Genomic DNA, 18,977 nt, shown 5'->3' with positions numbered 1-18,977 from the left:
AGTGGTGATCGATAATACAAGTCTATTATCGCACGGAACTGAACTTTGTATACACCTTATGCATGTGTGGGTTACCTTAGCTACAAACCTGTATTAAGCTATACCAATAATTAAACATTTGAAAAAGCTGCTTAAAATTATTTTATACACCGCGATAAGCCTGATTGGGTTTGTGGCTATTTACTTAATTGCCGCCTTTACTGTACCTGTCATTGGCGTTTCGGCAGAAAAAGTTACAGATAAAGATATTACTATCTACATACTCACAAACGGTGTGCATACGGATATTGTGGTGCCTTTGAGAACAGCAGATAAAGATTGGAGCCAGGAAATTAGCTTTAAAAATGTAGTTAGGCCCGACACCAACGCTACATTGGTAGCCTTCGGCTGGGGCGACAAGGGGTTTTATTTGAACACCCCTACCTGGGCAGAGCTAAAATTCAGTGTCGCATTTAAGGCTGCATTCGGTTTAAGCAGTTCTGCCATGCATACAACGTTTTACAAAAACCTGCGCGAAAGCTCATCATGTAAAAAGATCCACATTAGCCGGGAACAATATTTAAGACTTGTAGGATATATTGAGAACAGTATAAAACTGGATTCAATGGGTCATGTGATCAATATAAAAACCACCGCCAATTATGGCGATCATGATGCTTTTTATGAGGCCAAAAGAAGATACAACTTTTTTTACACCTGTAATACCTGGGCAAATTACGCGCTAAAAGCCAGCGGACAAAAAGCATGTTTATGGACACCAAGGGACAAGCCTTTATTCGACAAATACTAAAATCTATACCATTTTATACTTACGGCCAAACTTGATTGCCGCGATAGTAAATCTATCCCCCGAATTGTACAACTTATTGCTGAATTTGAATAGATATTCTGTAGAGGTATAAAAACAAAAAACCCTTCAAATGATGTTATTTGAAGGGTTTTGCAAATTTTGGAGGGTCTTCCAGTGATCCCGCTGGGATCACTAAATATCTTTTTAACTACTAATAATCAGTGAGATAAATCCAATCAATGTACAACTCCCTTTTTAGACACCTAAAAAAGCTTGATAGAAAGAACTTTAATAAAGATACAAATTGCTAAGCTATTATTTACACAAAAAATAATTATTACACGTTAAATCTCACTATGTTCAACTTTTTAAAATAGGTAATGTATGAATTCTTCACATCTGTTTGTTACATGATTCCTTTCATAATATATGCTTAAATCTTTTTTCAACCTCCTAACAAAATTTGGATAAAAAAGAGGTGAGAGCAGAATGCTTACGATCATTAAGCTGCTATAATTTCCTGAACCCGATCGATTAAGATGTCCAGATCGAATGGCTTTGCCAAAAAAAGATTAGCACCGGCCTCATTTGCGATTCGTTCTCCCTCACGGCTGGCCGAAATGACTATAACTGGTAAACTTTTTGTTTCCGGATTCTTCCGCAAAGTTCGCAATACCTGGTCACCAGACAATACCGGCATCCAAAGATCTAGCAATATGAGATCAGGATTTTGTTTTTCAATCTCATCATATATGTGTAGGCTGTTTTTGATAGGAATGATCTTGTAGCCTGTTTCCTCCAAGATCAACTCAAGCATATCCAAGATTCCCTCATCATCATCACAGATCAATATTGTTTTATTGCTCATTAAATCTCCCTTCATCTAATGGAAGTGTGAAACTGAAAGTTGACCCGTTTCCTGGTTCGCTTTCTACCCAAAGTGTACCACCATGGTTTTTAATGATCTGGTCGCAAACATAAAGTCCGATACCCATTCCCGGAAAACGCTGTTGTATCTCACCAACACGATAGAACCGATCAAATATCTTCTTTTGTTCTTCTATTTTTATGCCCATTCCTTTATCTGAAACCGATACCTTTAAAAAGTTGCTTACCCGTGATAAATAAACTTGTACCTCCTCAGAGTCTGGTGCATACTTGATCGCGTTTGATAACAAGTTGTTAATAACCTGGATAATGTGCGACTCATCACCCGTATAATTATTTGTTGCATGGCCTCTGATAATAATATGATGAGTTTTGGTAGCCGCTTGCATATTTTCTACAGCTTCATGTATAGCTTTGTCGAAATCAAATGTTTCCTTATGCAATTCGATATTGCCGGTCTGTATTTTTGACATGTCCAGCAATTCAGCGATCAAAGAGTTTAAACGTTCTACGTATATGCCGGTCTTGTTCAATATTTCTTTAAGTTTATCACCGACAGAGTCCGGCAAGAGGCGTTGCATTACCTGAATGTAGCCTTTAATTGTTGTAAGCGGCGTTTTCAACTCATGACTGGCAATAGAAAGAAAATCATCTTTACGTCGCTCAATCTCGCGCCTGTCAGTAATGTCTTCTATAGCGATCAAAATCCGGTCTTTATATTGCCCTTCCAGTTCTATACGATGTGCATTCAGCAACATCAATTTTTTGCCTATATGAGGAAAGTCATGCTCTACCTCAAACTCTTCTACAGGGTTGTTCGTCGGTAAAATATTTTCCAGCAGCTCCTTTAATTTCCCAATGTCCCATTGACCATTTCCGAGCTCATACAATAATTTACCCTCAGTTTCTTCCCTGGAAACTTTAAAAGTTTTGAGAAAATGATCGTTAACACTCAAAACCTCAAATTCGGGGTTTAACACCACAAGACTTTCCCGGACGGTTTGAACAATACTTGAAAGATAGTCCTCACTTTCCTTAAGGCTCTTGGTTCTCTCTTGGATCTGTGATTCCATTATATTTTGCTGGTGCAATAATTCTTGTTCAGCTTTTTTGCGACGCGTAATATCGTTCTGAACACCGATAAAATAGCAAACATTACCCTGTTCGTCCTTAATTGGCGACATATAGAGTTCGTTCCAAAACAACGTCCCGTTTTTTTGATAATTTCGCATTTCAACAACGCATTCAGCACCATCTTCTACAGCCTTACGTAGTATAGATCTCTCTTTTTGGCCACGATCCTCTTTCTGCAGAAAACGACAATTGTGACCGATGATCTCATGACGTTTGTATCCAGTAATAAATTCGAATGCTTTATTACAATAGATTATCGGATTATCAGGTTGTTGATTATCTGTTAATATGATCCCGGATATGGACGAATCCAATGCCTGAATAAGCAAAGAAAGGTCTTGTTTAATCGAGTTTTCGGATAAAGTAAACTCGCCGTTTTTTAAGCTGTCCAATGTATAATTATTTAATATTTCCCCGAACATAACAAATGTTCGGCCATTCTGTCCTTATTACAAAAATATTACGATTAACTTGAAGTCTTCATTTGTCAACTATGTACTTTCGCATTTAAACTCATCAGTATCAGAACTTAACTTTCGGAAGTGATATAACTATTTTATGGAAAGTTAAAAATTCAGTTAAACCGTCATACCCTTATTGTTTCTATACAAATGATTAACGACGACTTTTTTCGCGTTCGAACCATTTCTAACAGTTACATCACGTTATCTTTTTGCAGCAACAACTTTTATCGGTCAGAGTTGTTAAGCAGGGTATTACCGCTAATTCACATTATGGCAATGTTAAACGCTCAGCCGAAAGACCTCGCACAGCATGTATTGGAGAAGCTTCAGCACAGTAGATTATACTTCGATATCCCGCCTATAGGTGTTTTAGAGGATCTTTTCGAATGCCTTTTTTTCACCAGTATGCAGACGGAGGAAAGCGATTTGGTTAAAGTGACTATTACATTAATTGATCCCGATAACCCTGATCCAAGGCCGCCACGGCGGATTGTGGCCGAACGATGGAGCTGTATCAAATTTGATGTCCCCCTGCAAATGACTATTAAGGCATTAGTTAAGCTTTCGAAAGCTTCTGATCCGTCAAGCACTTCACTGGCCGTGTATCATGACCGACAGGGGAAGCTGTTTATTTGGGGAATGATTGACCAGGCGATTCATTACCAGAGTTTTTTGAATTATGAATCAGAGTCCGGTTCGGAACAACCTGGTCTGTTCCAAGTCAGCATCAACGATATAGGAACCCTTAACGTGTTGTTTGACTATGAACTACTAGCCACATTAAAGCAGAATAAACTTATACCACGTTATCTTGATGTGTTTACAATTGGTCCCATTTCGAAAATACTGAAAGCCAATGCCGCACATCTGAAAGATGAACTGAAGTCATTTCTTTTGGATAGTCACGCAGGAGAACATTTTGAGGACTGGGAAACTTTTATGGATGGCATCTGGATACAGGCAATATCGAGATTGCTGTTGCGGATACAGAATTACCGTCATGGCGGCGCAATCCTTATAACTGACGAGCATGACGGGATCGATATTAAGTACGCGGTTCGTTATGACCGCCTTAAACATGCGATCAGCAATTATGCAAAGGAGACTGTTAATCATTACATGGCTGAAATGCAGATCGATGAGCATCTCATTTCGGGTAAAAGAGCGATCAGTAAACACAGATATCTTGAAGAATCGCGCGCCTTGCTGGCCAAACAGGAGATCGCAGACGAAATCAAGGGGTGTATTTCTTTTTTAGCATCACATACCTGTGTGGATGGAGTGTTGCTTTTCTCCCGCGACATGGTTTCACAAGGTTTTGGTGGCGTCCTGAAAACTAGAAGAATGCCCAAACGGATCTTTGTATCATCCGCAGCCACAGCCAGCCCTAAATCACTGGTCGCTGTCGATCCCGGACATTTCGGCACTCGCCACCGCTCTATGATAGCATACTGCTGGAATCATCCTGGCAGCTTGGGTTTGGTGATTTCTCAAGACGGGGACATCCGGGCGTTTTATAGGATAGAGGAAAAACTGGTTATGTGGGAGAACATCAAGACTCAGCAATTTTTGAAAAGCAACAAACTCAGACGGCGTAATTAGGGTTACCCGCTACGCTTTCGTACGGAAGATGAAAACGTATGGTTGTACCTTCTCCCAAAGAGCTTTCCAAATCTATCGCACCGCCTTCTTGCTGAACCAGCCGCCGGCATAGATACAATCCAAGGCCTGTACCTGGTTTGCCCCCAGGAATCTGGTAGTAAGGTGTAAAGAGTTTTTTTTGGAGGCTATTAGGAATACCTACACCCGTGTCGCTCACTGCCACTTCCAAACGAAAACCCGGATGTTCGAATGCGAGCTTCACACTTAGGGTAACGCCACCTACCTCAGTGTACTTTATCGCATTACTAAGCAGGTTGAGTAGGATTTGCTTCAGCCGGAAGCTGTCCCCGTAAACATATCTATCATCGACGCCAGAAGGCTGGAGACTTAAAGTGATACCTTTATTTTCTGCCATGAAGCGCATGGCCTCAACCGCATCCACAATGGCCTCAAGCAGTTTAAAAGGTCCGCTTTTGCGGCTTTCTGCATATCCCTGTTCCAATTTACTAACATCCAGCACATGATTGACGGTTTCCAGCACCAAGCCCGAAGCAAGATTAATTGCGCCAACCTTTTGTTCTTGCTGCGGTGAAAGTGTGGTTTTTTTCAACATAAACACCGCACCGTTAATCGCCATAAGCTTGTTACGAATCTCATGGCTCATAATGGCTAAGATCTCCGATTTCTGTCCTGCGAGTTTAATGGCACGCTGGCTTTCGACACGCAGGCGCCGCTCCGCAAAACCGGCTCGCCGAATATAAAAGATCAGTAAAATAATGAAAAGCAGGACTGCGGCCAACGCTATCCCCGTAAACGTATTCAGATCACGCACGGCTGCAGTGTAAGCTTTTAATGTGGCTAATCTTTTATATTCATAAATCTGATGATCTATGATCTGAAGTTGTTTGGTAAGCTGTCGTAAATCTATTAGAAGATCCAGATTGGCCAGGGTTAGTGCTTGGCTGGACGTGGATAACCGGCTGTATTCCACACCAAGCAAAGCGAGCAATTTTCTGGAATCTATATTTGTCGGCCCCCCCTTTGTTTGTTCGTGTTCCCGGACAGTCAATACTTTCACCGAATGTACAGGCCGCAGTGCATCTTTTAAACGACGCAGTAAACTAGTACGATTGGCTTCCTGACGGGTAGAAACGAGGGTATCTATTTGCTTTTTGATGGTTGCAGACGGAGCGGCTTTTAGCCTCCGGCGTAGTCCTGAATAGGTCGTCACCCGCAAAAGCGAATCAAAATTTTTACGCAGCGCTGAGAGTTCTCCTGATAATTTAATCTTCTGTTGCAATCCATTCTCAAACCTCGCGCGGCTCTCCGGAAGGGCTGGGTCTCCTTTTTGCCAGTAATGGGAAATTATACTGTTCAGGCGGCGAAAAATCGTATCCAGGCCAAGCTGATAAGCTTCTAAATTCTCTGGCCGGCCGTCAGAACTAGCTTTTTGAAATTCATTTTCAGCCATGTCCAAATCAACCAATAAGTCAGCAATACTTTGTTGGCCGGAAGCGGGTTCAAGCTGACTGCCAAGCTTTTCTAACCTAACTGTAATCCGGTGACGCAACAAAAAAGATCCTGCTGTCACAATAAATGTGAACAACAGGAATATGATGAGAATACTATTTAGTAAACCTCCGTATTTGCTCTTTCTCGTCTTCATGGTTCTGCCGAGGTAAAACACCAAAACATACCCAAAGTTTTAATCGTTCGCCTGTTGTAGATCGGCAAGCTTTTTTCTTGTCTTTTCAAGATCCTTATTAAGGTCTTTGATCTTTTTCTCGTCTTTTTCCACTTTTTCATCTGCATCTTCCGCATCCCCGGTTTCTCGGGCGGCTTTTTTGGCTGCCTTTTCCGCTTTACGGGTATCATCAGCATCTCCACCTACCGCCGAAGCAGCTTTTTTACGGCTCTTTTCCTGCGCTTCATTAGAATTGCCTCGCGCTTCTTCAGCAGTGGCTCGCTCTTCAGGCAAACGTGCTTGTATTTTTGTCAGTTCCTCCTGCAGTTCGGTTAGCTTTTCATTCAATTTGTTAACCTGTTTATTGATTTTCGCAGTATCTTTTCCAGTGGTATCTCTTTGTTCTGCTTTGACTGTGGTACCAAAACCCAAAATCAGTACTATCCATATTAAATTTTTCATCGTTATTTATTTGTTTTTAACAAATGAACAACAAGTCTTCAAGGGCTGAAAATCGCTTCGGCCAAATCCGGCTTTGGGACGATAAAAACGCCTTCCCGTCCGTTAAAGCCAATCACTAAATTCGGCTCGGAAAGCTTGTCGGTACTGTTCAGTTACCGGGATTATTGTTCGCCCAAACCGAACTGTCATGTGCTGAATAGCGTCAATCTTATCTAAGTTTATAATAAATGAACGGTGAATGCGCATAAAGCGGTGGCTGGCTAGTTTTTCTTCTAATCCTTTAAGGGTGGATAAAGCAACTATCATTTGGTCAGAAGTAAAAACCTTTACATAATCTTTAAAACTTTCCAGGTACCGGATGTCGCTGATGTTAACACGAGTAAGGTCATGCTCTACTTTTAGGAAAAGGTGGTCAGAACGCAGTTGCGATGATAACGTCGGCGGGCTCATCATTCCGCGTGCTTTAATAACTGCTCCGTAAAACTCTTCGTAGCCAAATGGCTTTACTAGGTAGTCGATAGCATCGACCTTATATCCGGCCAATGCATGTTCACGCGAACCACTGATCAGAATTACCTTGGGCGGAACAAAACCTGAGGCTGTTTTTAGCATACGGGCAAAAGTGACCCCATCAAGACCCGGAAGATTGATATCCAATATCAGCAAATCAATTTGCTTTTTCTCCAGGTCGCTTAGCGCTGAATGTGCGAAGGCATGAGTACCGATCAGTCGCAGAAAAGGCGTTTGCCTGACCATTTCACAGACGTAATCATTAACTTCCGGATCGTCATCGATGACCAGACAATTGATCGTTTGTTCCATAGGCTCTAATATACATTTCCCGGATACTTCTTCCAAACAATGCAGTTATTAAGGTCAGTCGAGAAACAGCATATTAATTTAATGACGAGTAGTTTGTTTATCGAGAAGTAAGTTGACGAAACACAACCGTGATCAGCAAGTGAAACGGGCTTATTATGTTCTACTTCATTTCGAATCATTGCTGAAGATGGAATTTCGAATATTCACTTTTGCCAGATTATCGCTTTTTAACCGCTTGGCTTAAGGCCTGGAGTTATTTGGCTGGATCTTTTTTGGCGATGAAGAAATATAATATGTTTGTTTCAACAGAATCTTATTCATATAAGCATTCAAAATGCTAACAACTAATAACAAAGCTACTGAATGAGTCATCTACCATTTGCTCATCACCGTTCGTCACGTAATTCATTATAAACGACCGTAATTATTTTCTATATATCTTCCTGATAGCACTATTGTCGCCAACAAATAGATTGTTCTGCCTAAACGAAAGTGACATAGGCGAACTGAATCTTGCGCTCACAATTGGACCGTCTACTTGCCCACGTTCTTTGGTTAATGTTATGGGAGACTCTGTATTAGTTTTCGTATTCAGGTGAGTAATTGAATTATCATTGTATAGGATGAACAGATTGCCATAGCCAGTAACGGCAAAGTTCGCATCTGTTTTAGCAGGACACAGGTCATAAATTCGCCTGTATTGTGATGTCAGTTTCAGAGGAGTACTCACTACACCCTGTAAAGTAATCTTGCGTACGCACAATCCGCTTCCACCTTTTTCATCACCATCGACCGCCCACAGGTTGCCATCAGCACCTAATTTCAACGATGTTACATAGTTAAAGCGAGCAGTGTTACCCTTACCATCAACTATTCCATAAGCATCTGTTTTACCTGCCAATATTGTTGTTGTACCGTCAGTGGTTAGTTTCAGAATTCTTTTGTGCCAGGCGTCAGCAATATACAATGTACCATCGCTGTCTACAGCTATGTCGGTAGGGCGGCTCATGCTTAATCCGACAGTTACCTCACTTACCTGTCCTGTAGGTGCCATTCTGTAGATTTTATTGTCGAAGTACGAAGTGAAGAACACATCATTATCTGTGGCTACTTTTACACCATTAGGGCTGTTGACTGTCTGTACTACAGTAGTCACCACACCGCTTGGTGTAACCTTATATACTTTATCGTTTGCGTACTCTGTGGCATATAACGTGCCATCGGCAGACCTTGCAATTCTGGAAATCATTGCAGACGGAATGTTGAATACGGTGCTTACGTATATTCCAGTCGAATCGGAACCGGAATCGTTAATGATGATTTCCGATGCATCAGATTGACTTGACGTTGGAGCCACTCCATCATCTTTTTTACAACTTTGCATGCACATGGCTAAGCAGAATGCAGCAATTGCACTCTTTAAAAGAGTAGTTTTTATTTTCATGGTAGTATAGTGTTAGATTTCAGATTTAAATTTACAACAAAGAATATTGTCGATCAACTTATTGGCTGAACAGCTTTGATACAGTTACGAGATATATTTAGCTGAGGCATTTGTATAATGATGACATAGCCAAGAATCAAAAACTTTACGCATATCCAATTTTAAAAAATATGAATTGACTGCGAAATGGGTAACATGCGGCTGTACCATAACGATTAATAATGAAAACTAATAAGATCATGAATTGTAATATCATTTATGGATTCAGCATTTTTGATTGCTCTCGATAAGGAGGATGGAACGCAGCGCCAGGTGATGGTGATTCAAGAAACTACAGGCTCGGATAAGGGTGGTATTGAGCTAATGAACAACTTTAAGCTTAATGAAGGCATTGAAGAGCTGGGTACTGTGACATTCAACGATGATTACACCGAGTGGAGCTATTTTGGTGAGCTAAATAGCGTTGACCAAAAAGCAATTGCGCAGGAGATAAAAAGCCGTTATACACAAGAACAACTTGGCGATTAAATTTGGCGACTATTAGGATTCAGACAACTTCAAGTTTATTTTAACCTAAACTTACAACTATACACACCCTCTCAAAAGCTAAAAAACCCATTTACCAGACCATGTTGGTAAAATCATTTTTTTCTAATTAGAAACATCCATCATTTGAGTTTTTGAGTGGTTTGTAGTATACCATTGAAGGCTTTGGCCGATTGTCAACACAACTCTTTCCGCCCAATATCGCCTTTCGTCCCTCCTTTCTCCGTGTGAATAGCCCGATGATAGACTTTACTTTGCTGCGAATAAAAAGTAGTTTGGAGGCATTGATTAAGCTGGAACAGACAACAGCAACCACTAATATTCTAAAGGCAATCCGGGTAGTTTTAATTCAATACGTTTTGTTAAGCAAATCACCAGATTGAATCAAATATTAAATGTAAAAACTGTCTATGATATACGATTTTTAATTCACCCAGTTTTGATTTCGCAACTCAAAGTTCTGCTTCATATTATTACCTAGCGAATAATTTATTACTGGCACGGTTATAGACATAATTAATATACATAACCGTAAAGAAAATAATATTATGAAAAAAGTAATTTTAATAGCATTAGCAGTGAGCGCCACATGTGCGTTTGGCTATGCCAAAACAATAGGTCAAAATAGTAATATCAACCATACGCCAATTGCATTTAACCAAGTTGATCGAGCGCAACAGGATACAGTGCCGGCTAACAAGAAAAGCACACGCAGAAACGTTGTTCCAAAAACAACCACACCTGGTTCAACCAATCCGACTTCAAATCCCGTGAATCCGGCAAACCCGACTACAGCGCCAAATACTATGCCGCCAACGACGAATCCTACAAGTCCAACAGTGCCACCGACTAATACAAGTCCAACAACAAGCCCCACATCTCCAACGACTACTCCATCGACGCCAACTACAAGTCCGATGACGCCTACAACAACGCCTCCGACAACCAGCCCTACATCACCGACAACGAGTCCAACAACATCGCCTACAGGCACAGGTGTAGGGACAGGAACGAGTGGCGGAACAAGTAGTGGTGGAATGTCACCTCAGAAAAAATAATATTCTTTTTATATCTATTATGCGATGTCTGACAAAAGCAGGCATCGCTTTTTTTTTGGAAACTTTTGTATAGACGATCAACTATGTAGGATATGCAATACACTTATGTAGTGATATGCTTATTAAGCCTTAGCGGAGATACTAACGGTGTTTTTAAAACAAGCAATTCACCTTGCGCGATGACTTTTAATTGTCATTTCACCTTCCCAATCTCAGTCAATCACTCGCAAATATAGCTCATTTAAACAATTCTCTTGATATGGTTTTTTTTGGATATTACTCAAAACGAATAAGCAGTCTCAACACTAGTCAATTTACATAAAGAAAGAACGTTAGAGTAGCCAACTTTATAAATAGAATCTTATTTCAACTTTATATAACTATTTTGTGTTAGTAAGGCCAATAAAACAATAAGGGCCGATGCTATACATCGACCCTTATTGTTTTATACACTTTGTTAATTATTAAAATGATTTTTTAAGCTGACTTACAGCATAAGCTTCAGCATCATGAGCTTGTGGCACCACAGCACCCATACCAAAAAACTCATGGGTTACACCATCATAATTTTTCAGATCGGTAGTCACTCCGGCGGCCTTTAGTTTATCGGCCAGCAATGTACCATCGCTTTGTAATGGGTCAATTTCGGCAGTAATAATGGTTGTTGGCGGCAAACCTTTTAAGTTAGCAGCAACCAGATTAATACGCGGGTCTTTAGCCTCGCCCATATTGTTTAGGTAATTTTTAACAAACCAGCCCATCATAGCCTTATTTAATGGTTTTGCATTAGCATTTTTAGTGTACGATGGTGTGTTCATATCTGAACCTGCAACCGGGTAAACCGCTAATACAGCTACAGGTAAATCTACTTTTTTATCGCGTGCCATAATTGCTGTATTTACAGCAAGATTACCACCGGCACTCTCGCCCGCTACAGCTACCTTTTTAGCATCTCCTTTTATAGAGGCCGCGTTTTTTAACACCCATTGATAAGCTGCAAAGGCATCATTATGCGCAACAGGGAATTTATTTTCGGGCGCTAAACGGTAGGCAACTGATACCACCACTGCTCCGGCTTTATCGGCCAGCACATTAGGCGTTGCATCGTAAACATCCAGATTGGCAATAACAAAACCGCCGCCATGGTAATAAACAATTACCGGGAATGGCCCATTACCTGATTTTGGCGTATACACACGCACATGAATGTTTCCACCGGCAACCGGGATGTCTTTACCCATGGTATCAACATTGAACACCGGCTTGGCAATTCCACTCTCCTTTATCAAATCCATTACGGCATCAGTTGGCGTATGGTTTTTGCGCGCTTGTACAGCGGTAAGGCTTTCAATAGGTTTATCGCCGTAGCTACCCAGCTTCTCAATTACGGCCCACATCTCAGGCTTAATATCCGGCGCCCAGGCCGGGTTAGCGCCTTTAGGTTTTAATGTTTTGGGTGTGTCAGTCATCATAGTATCGGCCGCCGACAAAGTGTCTGTACTATCTGATGCACTTTTTGATGAATTGCCCGAACAGGCAGCAAGTCCCAGCATGCCGCAGGCGGCCAGGATGGTGTAATAATGTTTTGTTTTCATAGTTGATGTATTGTAACATTTGAACACTTGTGGCTATACATTAGTTTCACACAACTTTCTTATTAATTACAATTTTTACCAACTATTTAAAACCACCAGCTCTAACTATTAAGGTAAATTATATATTAGTATTAAAGCTCGCTATAATCTATGGCTATTTGTATTGTGCTGTCCGTTCATTAATTGAAAGGATATCCTTCTATTAGTTTATGAGTTAAGCAAATAGAGTACAACTGTATTCAAAGTATGCATCAAAGCATTACAATTATTTTCAATGGGATCCGCATTTTAATGGCTCATCTCATAATGCGGACAAATAGTTACAATATCAGAACATATGGCGGTTAAATCAGAATTGATTTGATTTACTGTTAATTTTGATTAACCAAGAAACTGAATATGAAGTTAAATGCATTGAGAGTAATTAAGCTAATTGTACTTGTTGCCGGATCAATTGCACTGCAGCAATGCAAGAAAGAAAGTCAGTTACATGAACAAACTGAATTCATAAATTCAGATCAAACGTCTCTTGCCTTGACAACACGCAATGTGGTTACTACGGTTGCCGGCTTGCCGAACAGTCCCGGATTCGTTGATGGACAGGCAGGAAATGCACGATTTGACGGGCCTTCGGGCATCCAATTAGCTAAAGATGGAGCACTATATATTGCTGACAGAAATAACAACGCCATTCGTAAACTAAGTTCCAATGGCGTTGTAACTACACTTCTTTTAAAAACCACTGAATTTTATGGCCTTCAGAGCCCCACATCAGTTGGGGTAGATAACGCCGGCAACGTGCACGTGTTAAGTTATCTTGTTGATCAGGCTGGATTAACTTATATATTTGATAAGACCGGAAAGTTTGTAGCGGGATATGAAAGTACCTATACAGCCTTTGGCGCTTTGGCAAAAGATCCCTATGAAGATTTCTTTTGGTTCTCAAGTAGTAATAATATCTTAAAACATTTGGTAAATCCTGATGGATCGACCGGGAGGGACAATGTTCCCTATAATAAAAACTTACTAACAGAAGAAGAGCAAGGCAGAGGGCAAAGTTACAGGGGATTATTTATAGGGAGAAACCGTGTGGTATATTTTACTATTGGTGCCCGCCTCTTTAAATATACTCCCAATGGTGTAACAGCGCAGCTTTATCCAAATTTAAATTTAGGCGATATAAATAGTATTGTTTTAAATGCGGACAGCCGAACTATGTATCTGGCCGCAGGTGGAAAAATTGAAAAAATTGAGAATGGTAAACTAACTATATTGGCAGGGCCCAACAGTGCCACGCCCGATGGCCAAGACGGCATTGGTATGAAAGCAGACGTTCACGCTTACAGCCTCGCTTTGACGGATCACGAAAACAGTCTTTATTTTTCGGATTATGGAACAAATACTATTCGTAAAATAATGCTTAAATAGCCACACACAATAAAGATTCCTGGTGGTCTGACGAGGGTAATGATGTAAAAATGTATGCCGAACGTTGGTAGATGATTTGTCCAATAATTACGGGATTCAAATAAGAGTGTTTCAACTTTTAAAACCCGAGCAACACTTGACTCTTACACCGCAACTAGAAACCGACATATAGTCATCATCTCGAAAATTGACTAACACCTTATCACAGTCTATACTGGTCGACACTCATTGAGTTTAAATCATGAAAATCGAATGCCATTATAATTTCCATTAATAGTAAATAGGAAATAATTATCCCGATTACCCACATAATTATCTTAGTTATAAGGCTCATTTTTCAAATGTAATAAATGCCCCCTAAACAGCTTTTAACTATCAGCAAGGAATTGGTTTGAGCTTATTAAAAAAAGTGGAATATATTAGTTTGATTATGACAATGTTTTTCCAGCGTACGTTGGCAAACAGTTAACATCATAATATTCCGTTTGGTAAATTTTTGACTTCGAAACTCCATTATGGACAGGAATAAAGCCCCCTTTTAAAGGGGGCGAATATCGGATAAAACGCATCAGCAATTAAGATACAAAAATAGGTTTTTATTGCCTAAAAAGCAATTTTATATTTAAACGATACCGTATTAATTTTACATCAAAACACCGCTTCTCGGCGTTTCTTTGTCAGGCAGGTTCAAATCGCCAAGCATTTCTTTTAAATCGATTTCAATAGCCTGTGATATTGCTGTAACTGGTATATCATTTTCTTTGTTAGCAAATGGATCTTGTATTTCAATGGCGATTTGCTCAATTATCAAAAAAATAAAAATGGTACAAATTGCTATCGGAATAGAGACATAACCAAACAGTTCGACCATACCAAACGGCAACAGCATAGCGAAAAGATGAACCAAGAAACTGGTAAAATAACTATATGGGATCGGAAAAGGTGTATTTTTAATTCTTTCTGCAGCACCAGCACTGTCAGTAAGCTTAGTAATAGTTTCGTTAAGCATTAAAAAATCGAAGCTGGTTATACTACCGTCCTGCTGCATTTTTCGGAACGCGTGCACATTATGAAGTAATAATAAATTGGGTACATTTCCTCTATCTATCAATCTTTCCCACTCATCCTCATATAGAAAAGATGCAACCACCTGATTAACATCCTGATTTCGTAAACGGCCTCCCATTGAATAAATAAATGCAATGTGTCGGTAAACCATACTCTGCACGTGCGCTGTTGTAATTTCTGAAGGTTGAGTTATAGTTATTAATTGTCGGGCAAGTGTTCTTGAATCGTTAACTAAAGCTCCCCATATTTTCCGGGCCTCCCACCATCTGTCATATGCTGAACTAATACGGAAACCCATTAATATTGATAAGACGATCCCGATCATGGATATAATTGGTGTCATTGAAATTTTCAATCCTGAATATTTGAGAGCAGCATATACAATTATTACAAATAAAGAGTGAAACGCAAGCCACTTCCATGTTCCGGAAAGAACCGAAGCGGCGCGAATGTTAATAGAAATGATCATATCGGCTCAACCTTATATCGTATGCATTTGTTGCCTGAGTAAAAGACCTTGTTCAGCAGTTAATACTAAGGGATTTATATTAAACAGGATGTTTAATCATAACAATTAGAATCGAATATGTTTGGATGCAAAAAGATTTCTGGATGTTTAACTTCTGCAATCAAAACAAAGTTTCATTATTTAGTATAAATCCTCATTAATACGGTTTTTACCAGATATCAATTTTTACGACTGCTACCTGAATTAATACTCTTTAAAACAAATAATTATGGATAAGTGATTTATAACCTAAATTTGATACTATCTTCACTGATACATTTATCCGGATACTAATGCTGAATGTTGCCCCTCAATATATTATAGCTATCGGCGCATCCGCAGGTGGCATGGAAGAAATTAATATATTTTTCGATCACACACCATTGGATGGGGTGGCTTACGTAATCGTTCAACATTTATCCGCTGAATTCAAGAGCAGGATGGTTGAATTATTGGCTAAGCATTCAAAGTTAATTGTTAATGAAGCAAAAAACGGAGTTAGCATTAAAAGCAATGAAGTTTACCTAATCCCACACAATAAGGTAATGATCATAAAAAATGGTCGTTTGTTCTTAACGGATAAGCATAAAAACAACGCCCCGCACCTTACAATTAACACCTTTTTGCATTCATTGGCTGTAGATAACGGAAGAAAATCAATCGCAGTTATTCTATCTGGCTTGGGTTCAGATGGAACTGAGGGTGTCAGATCAATTAAAAATGCCGGTGGTATGATCATCGCTCGTAACCCAGAAACCACTCAATTTAGCAGCATGCCTTCGCATGCTATAGCCACCGGATTAGTAGACTTCATTCTTGAGCCGGAAACTATGCCAAATGCCATTGAGGACTACGTAAAACACGAACAGATTTTTGTTGCAAATTCTGAAAGAGAAGAAGACACTATCAATGAAATTCTTGAATTAATTCGGGATAGCTCACCTCTTGATTTTTCTGATTATAAGAAACCTACAATCCTCAGGAGAACTAAAAGAAGAGCGGCATTTCATCATATAGCCTCTTTAGACGAATATTTAGATTTTTTGAGAAGAACACCTGCAGAAGCTGAGGCATTGGCAAAAGACTATTTGATAAGTGTAACATCTTTTTTCAGAGATAAGGAGGCTTTTCTACAGATTGAAAATAATGTCATACCAGACCTTTTAAGAAGACATAAACCCGGCGAAGAACTGAAGGTATGGGTAGCTGGCTGCGCTACCGGCGAAGAGGTGTACTCCCTTGCCATTATACTTTATGAGCTATTGAACCAGGAGCATAAGGATGTTGTTGTTAAAATTTTTGCAACGGATGTTGATAGTTATGCCCTCTCATATGCCGGTAAAGGCATATATAGCAATAGTATTGAAAATGACGTATCACGTGAACGTTTGGAAAAGCACTTTGTTAAAGACGGCGATTTTTACAAGATCAAAGCTGATTTACGGCAAATGGTAATTTTCGCTCAACATGATTTAGTAAAAAATCCGCCGTATTGCAATATGGATTTAGTCAGTTGCCGTAACTTACTCATTTATATGACACCACTTTTGCAACAGAAGGTTCTTAATATGCTACGTTTTGGACTGAAAAAAGAAGGTTACCTGTTTTTAGGATCGAGTGAAAATGCCGTTTCAATACTTAATGATCTGGAAGTTGTTCATAAAAAATGGCGTATTTACAAGAATCAGAGACATAAAAGAGCCGTAACATTTGAAACATTTAATCTTCCTGAGCTTATGGAAATCCATAAAACCACTGTTCCAACACGCGAAATCGTTGCAAACAATACAAATCAAACTTTGGCTGAGGCAATAATTGGAACCCTCGCAAAAGAAATTGGTTATGTAGCGATTTGCGTTGACGAAAATCATCGGGTTATAAAATCTTACGGTAACTCGTCCAAATATCTTAGGCAGGAGAATTTTAATACAAACTTACCCGAATTATTGCCGAAGCCACTTGCTATTGTTTACAATACTTTGTTTAAGGATGTGTCTAAAACCAATCAACCTGCAAGCGTAAGCAACATAATTATAAATAATAACAATAATATAATATCGGTAGATATTTCTATAAGATCCTTAATCATTAAAAAGGGTGATCCTCGTTTATTTTTGGCCGTATTTACTGACACTGAATCTGGTAGCTTGGCATCAGAAACGTCAAAGGTATTTAATGAAGGTATTTATTTTGATGAGTACACCAATAATTTAGAGGAAGAATTAAAAGAACTAAAAGTAAAGCTAAGCTCTGCGTATGAATTATTGGACGCGTCCAATGAAAATATGCAATCTTTCAATGAAGAACTTATTTCTGCAAACGAAGAAATGCAAAGCACAAACGAAGAGATGCAGTCGGTAAATGAAGAATTACACACTATTAATACCGATTATCAACTAAAGAACAAAGAGCTTCTGGAGCTAAATGACGATTTGAATAATTATTTTAGAAGCAATATCAATGGTCAGCTATTTGTAGATAATAACTTGGTGGTGATGAAGTTTTCGCCGGGAACATTAAAATTATTTAATTTATCAGAGAACGATACTGGCCGCTCTTTGAAAACTATTTCAAATAACATAAAAATTGATACCATTATTCCAGATATAGAAAAGGTTATACTGGATGCCAGCGTAATAAATAAAGAAATTGAGAGCAACAACGGCAGCTGGTATCAAGTAACGATAATGCCCTATCTTCAACTTTCAGAAAACAAGCAGAATGGCGCAATCATTACATTTAATGACGTTACTGCATTAAAGAAAGCCCACCTTGAGGTTGATAAGAAAAACAACAGCCTTATGCGAATAAATGCTGATTTGGATAACTTCGCTCATGCTACATCTCATGATCTTATAGGTCCGCTGAATAATATAGAACTTAGCATTAATACGATAAATCGTAAAATAACAGATCCTGAGATGAACCGGTTTTTAACGATCATTAATTCGTCGGTCAGAAAATTTAGCTTGATGATCAAAGAAATCGGAACAGTTGCTAAGATTGAAAATGACCGCTTAGCCAGTGAAATGGTAAACCTCGACGAACTGATCGACAATATTGAATGGAGTTTGGAGAATAAAATTGAGATATCAAAAGCAGTAATCCTGAGAAATTTCGCCGTGAAGGATATATTATTCTCGAAAAAAAACTTGAGAAGCATCCTATATAACTTGATTTCAAATGCCATTAAATACCGAAGCGAGCGAACTCCTGTCATCTTAATCAATACAACTTTAACTGCGGAAGAAACTGTTTTAACGATAGAGGACAATGGAAAAGGCATACCAGAAGACAGCATTTCTAAGGTGTTTGATATTTACAGCAGATTGAATGAAAACATAGAAGGTACTGGAATCGGATTATATCTGGTGAAAAAAATTATCAACGCGGCTGGTGGTAGTATAAGCGTTGAAAGCAATGTAAACCAAGGCAGCAAATTTACATTGCATTTCAGAACCGAAAACGTCGAAAATTGATCTTC

The 18,977-nt window shown here is 39.3% G+C and carries 14 protein-coding genes; 5 read left to right on the top strand and 9 right to left on the bottom strand.

What is annotated here, in order from left to right:
- Positions 1-172 precede the first annotated feature (172 nt).
- A complete protein-coding gene (locus IM792_RS07430; RefSeq protein ID WP_347343802.1) occupies positions 173-790 on the top strand; it encodes a TIGR02117 family protein in 618 nt (205 codons plus the stop codon).
- Between the two features lie 502 nt (positions 791-1,292).
- On the opposite strand, the gene IM792_RS07425 is transcribed toward IM792_RS07430, so the two are convergent.
- A complete protein-coding gene (locus IM792_RS07425; RefSeq protein WP_228084977.1) occupies positions 1,293-1,673 on the bottom strand; it encodes a response regulator in 381 nt (126 codons plus the stop codon).
- Positions 1,648-3,204: a PAS domain-containing protein gene (locus IM792_RS07420; RefSeq protein ID WP_228084976.1), complete on the bottom strand. Its 1,557-nt coding sequence runs from the start codon at positions 3,202-3,204 to the stop codon at positions 1,648-1,650. The genes IM792_RS07425 and IM792_RS07420 overlap by 26 nt, the downstream gene beginning before the upstream one ends.
- 342 nt (positions 3,205-3,546) lie before the next feature.
- Here IM792_RS07420 and IM792_RS07415 point away from each other — a divergent pair, with 342 nt between their 5' ends.
- Positions 3,547-4,878 (top strand): putative sensor domain DACNV-containing protein, encoded by a 1,332-nt coding sequence (locus IM792_RS07415; protein ID WP_228084975.1) that lies wholly within the window; start codon positions 3,547-3,549, stop codon positions 4,876-4,878.
- Here the strand turns inward: IM792_RS07415 and IM792_RS07410 are convergent.
- From IM792_RS07410 to IM792_RS07395, 4 genes are all read right to left on the bottom strand, one after another.
- On the bottom strand, positions 4,862-6,544 hold the full coding sequence (locus IM792_RS07410) for a HAMP domain-containing sensor histidine kinase (protein WP_194101193.1): 1,683 nt from the start codon (positions 6,542-6,544) through the stop codon (positions 4,862-4,864). The genes IM792_RS07415 and IM792_RS07410 overlap by 17 nt on opposite strands.
- Before the next feature lie 39 nt (positions 6,545-6,583).
- Positions 6,584-7,024: a hypothetical protein gene (locus tag IM792_RS07405; protein WP_194101192.1), complete on the bottom strand. Its 441-nt coding sequence runs from the start codon at positions 7,022-7,024 to the stop codon at positions 6,584-6,586.
- 102 nt (positions 7,025-7,126) lie between these two features.
- On the bottom strand, positions 7,127-7,846 hold the full coding sequence (locus IM792_RS07400; protein ID WP_194101191.1) for a LytTR family DNA-binding domain-containing protein: 720 nt from the start codon (positions 7,844-7,846) through the stop codon (positions 7,127-7,129).
- Between the two features lie 424 nt (positions 7,847-8,270).
- Entirely contained in the window at positions 8,271-9,290 is a 1,020-nt protein-coding gene (locus IM792_RS07395) for a hypothetical protein (protein WP_194101190.1), read from the bottom strand.
- 258 nt (positions 9,291-9,548) lie between these two features.
- On the opposite strand from IM792_RS07395, the gene IM792_RS07390 reads away from it, so the two are divergent.
- Complete coding sequence (locus tag IM792_RS07390) at positions 9,549-9,818, top strand: hypothetical protein (RefSeq protein ID WP_194101189.1); 270 nt, start codon at positions 9,549-9,551, stop codon at positions 9,816-9,818.
- 637 nt (positions 9,819-10,455) lie between these two features.
- Here IM792_RS07390 and IM792_RS07385 read toward each other — a convergent pair.
- Both IM792_RS07385 and IM792_RS07380 read right to left on the bottom strand, forming a co-directional pair.
- On the bottom strand, positions 10,456-10,830 hold the full coding sequence (locus tag IM792_RS07385) for a hypothetical protein (protein WP_194101188.1): 375 nt from the start codon (positions 10,828-10,830) through the stop codon (positions 10,456-10,458).
- A 528-nt stretch (positions 10,831-11,358) separates the two neighbouring features.
- Positions 11,359-12,489 (bottom strand): alpha/beta hydrolase, encoded by a 1,131-nt coding sequence (locus IM792_RS07380; RefSeq protein ID WP_194101187.1) that lies wholly within the window; start codon positions 12,487-12,489, stop codon positions 11,359-11,361.
- 399 nt (positions 12,490-12,888) lie between these two features.
- Between IM792_RS07380 and IM792_RS07375 the strand changes: the two genes are divergently transcribed.
- On the top strand, positions 12,889-13,917 hold the full coding sequence (locus tag IM792_RS07375) for a hypothetical protein (RefSeq protein ID WP_194101186.1): 1,029 nt from the start codon (positions 12,889-12,891) through the stop codon (positions 13,915-13,917).
- A gap of 643 nt (positions 13,918-14,560) precedes the next feature.
- On the opposite strand, the gene IM792_RS07370 is transcribed toward IM792_RS07375, so the two are convergent.
- Positions 14,561-15,454, bottom strand: a complete 894-nt coding sequence (locus IM792_RS07370; RefSeq protein ID WP_194101185.1) for a bestrophin family ion channel — start codon at positions 15,452-15,454, stop codon at positions 14,561-14,563.
- 332 nt (positions 15,455-15,786) lie between these two features.
- Here IM792_RS07370 and IM792_RS07365 point away from each other — a divergent pair, with 332 nt between their 5' ends.
- Complete coding sequence (locus tag IM792_RS07365) at positions 15,787-18,972, top strand: CheR family methyltransferase (protein ID WP_194101184.1); 3,186 nt, start codon at positions 15,787-15,789, stop codon at positions 18,970-18,972.
- Positions 18,973-18,977: the final 5 nt, after the last annotated feature.

Source organism: Mucilaginibacter sp. JRF, assembly GCF_015223065.1.
Lineage (GTDB): Bacteria > Bacteroidota > Bacteroidia > Sphingobacteriales > Sphingobacteriaceae > Mucilaginibacter.
This window is presented reverse-complemented; position numbering and strand designations above follow the sequence as displayed.

Coding starts and splice junctions, on each gene's coding strand:
- IM792_RS07380 (WP_194101187.1), bottom strand. CDS start 12,489: ATGAAAACAAAACATTATTACACCATCCTGGCCGCCTGCGGCATGCTG.
- IM792_RS07405 (WP_194101192.1), bottom strand. CDS start 7,024: ATGAAAAATTTAATATGGATAGTACTGATTTTGGGTTTTGGTACCACA.
- IM792_RS07410 (WP_194101193.1), bottom strand. CDS start 6,544: ATGAAGACGAGAAAGAGCAAATACGGAGGTTTACTAAATAGTATTCTC.
- IM792_RS07370 (WP_194101185.1), bottom strand. CDS start 15,454: ATGATCATTTCTATTAACATTCGCGCCGCTTCGGTTCTTTCCGGAACA.
- IM792_RS07375 (WP_194101186.1), top strand. CDS start 12,889: ATGAAGTTAAATGCATTGAGAGTAATTAAGCTAATTGTACTTGTTGCC.
- IM792_RS07390 (WP_194101189.1), top strand. CDS start 9,549: ATGGATTCAGCATTTTTGATTGCTCTCGATAAGGAGGATGGAACGCAG.
- IM792_RS07400 (WP_194101191.1), bottom strand. CDS start 7,846: ATGGAACAAACGATCAATTGTCTGGTCATCGATGACGATCCGGAAGTT.
- IM792_RS07395 (WP_194101190.1), bottom strand. CDS start 9,290: ATGAAAATAAAAACTACTCTTTTAAAGAGTGCAATTGCTGCATTCTGC.
- IM792_RS07365 (WP_194101184.1), top strand. CDS start 15,787: ATGCTGAATGTTGCCCCTCAATATATTATAGCTATCGGCGCATCCGCA.
- IM792_RS07425 (WP_228084977.1), bottom strand. CDS start 1,673: ATGAAGGGAGATTTAATGAGCAATAAAACAATATTGATCTGTGATGAT.
- IM792_RS07415 (WP_228084975.1), top strand. CDS start 3,547: ATGGCAATGTTAAACGCTCAGCCGAAAGACCTCGCACAGCATGTATTG.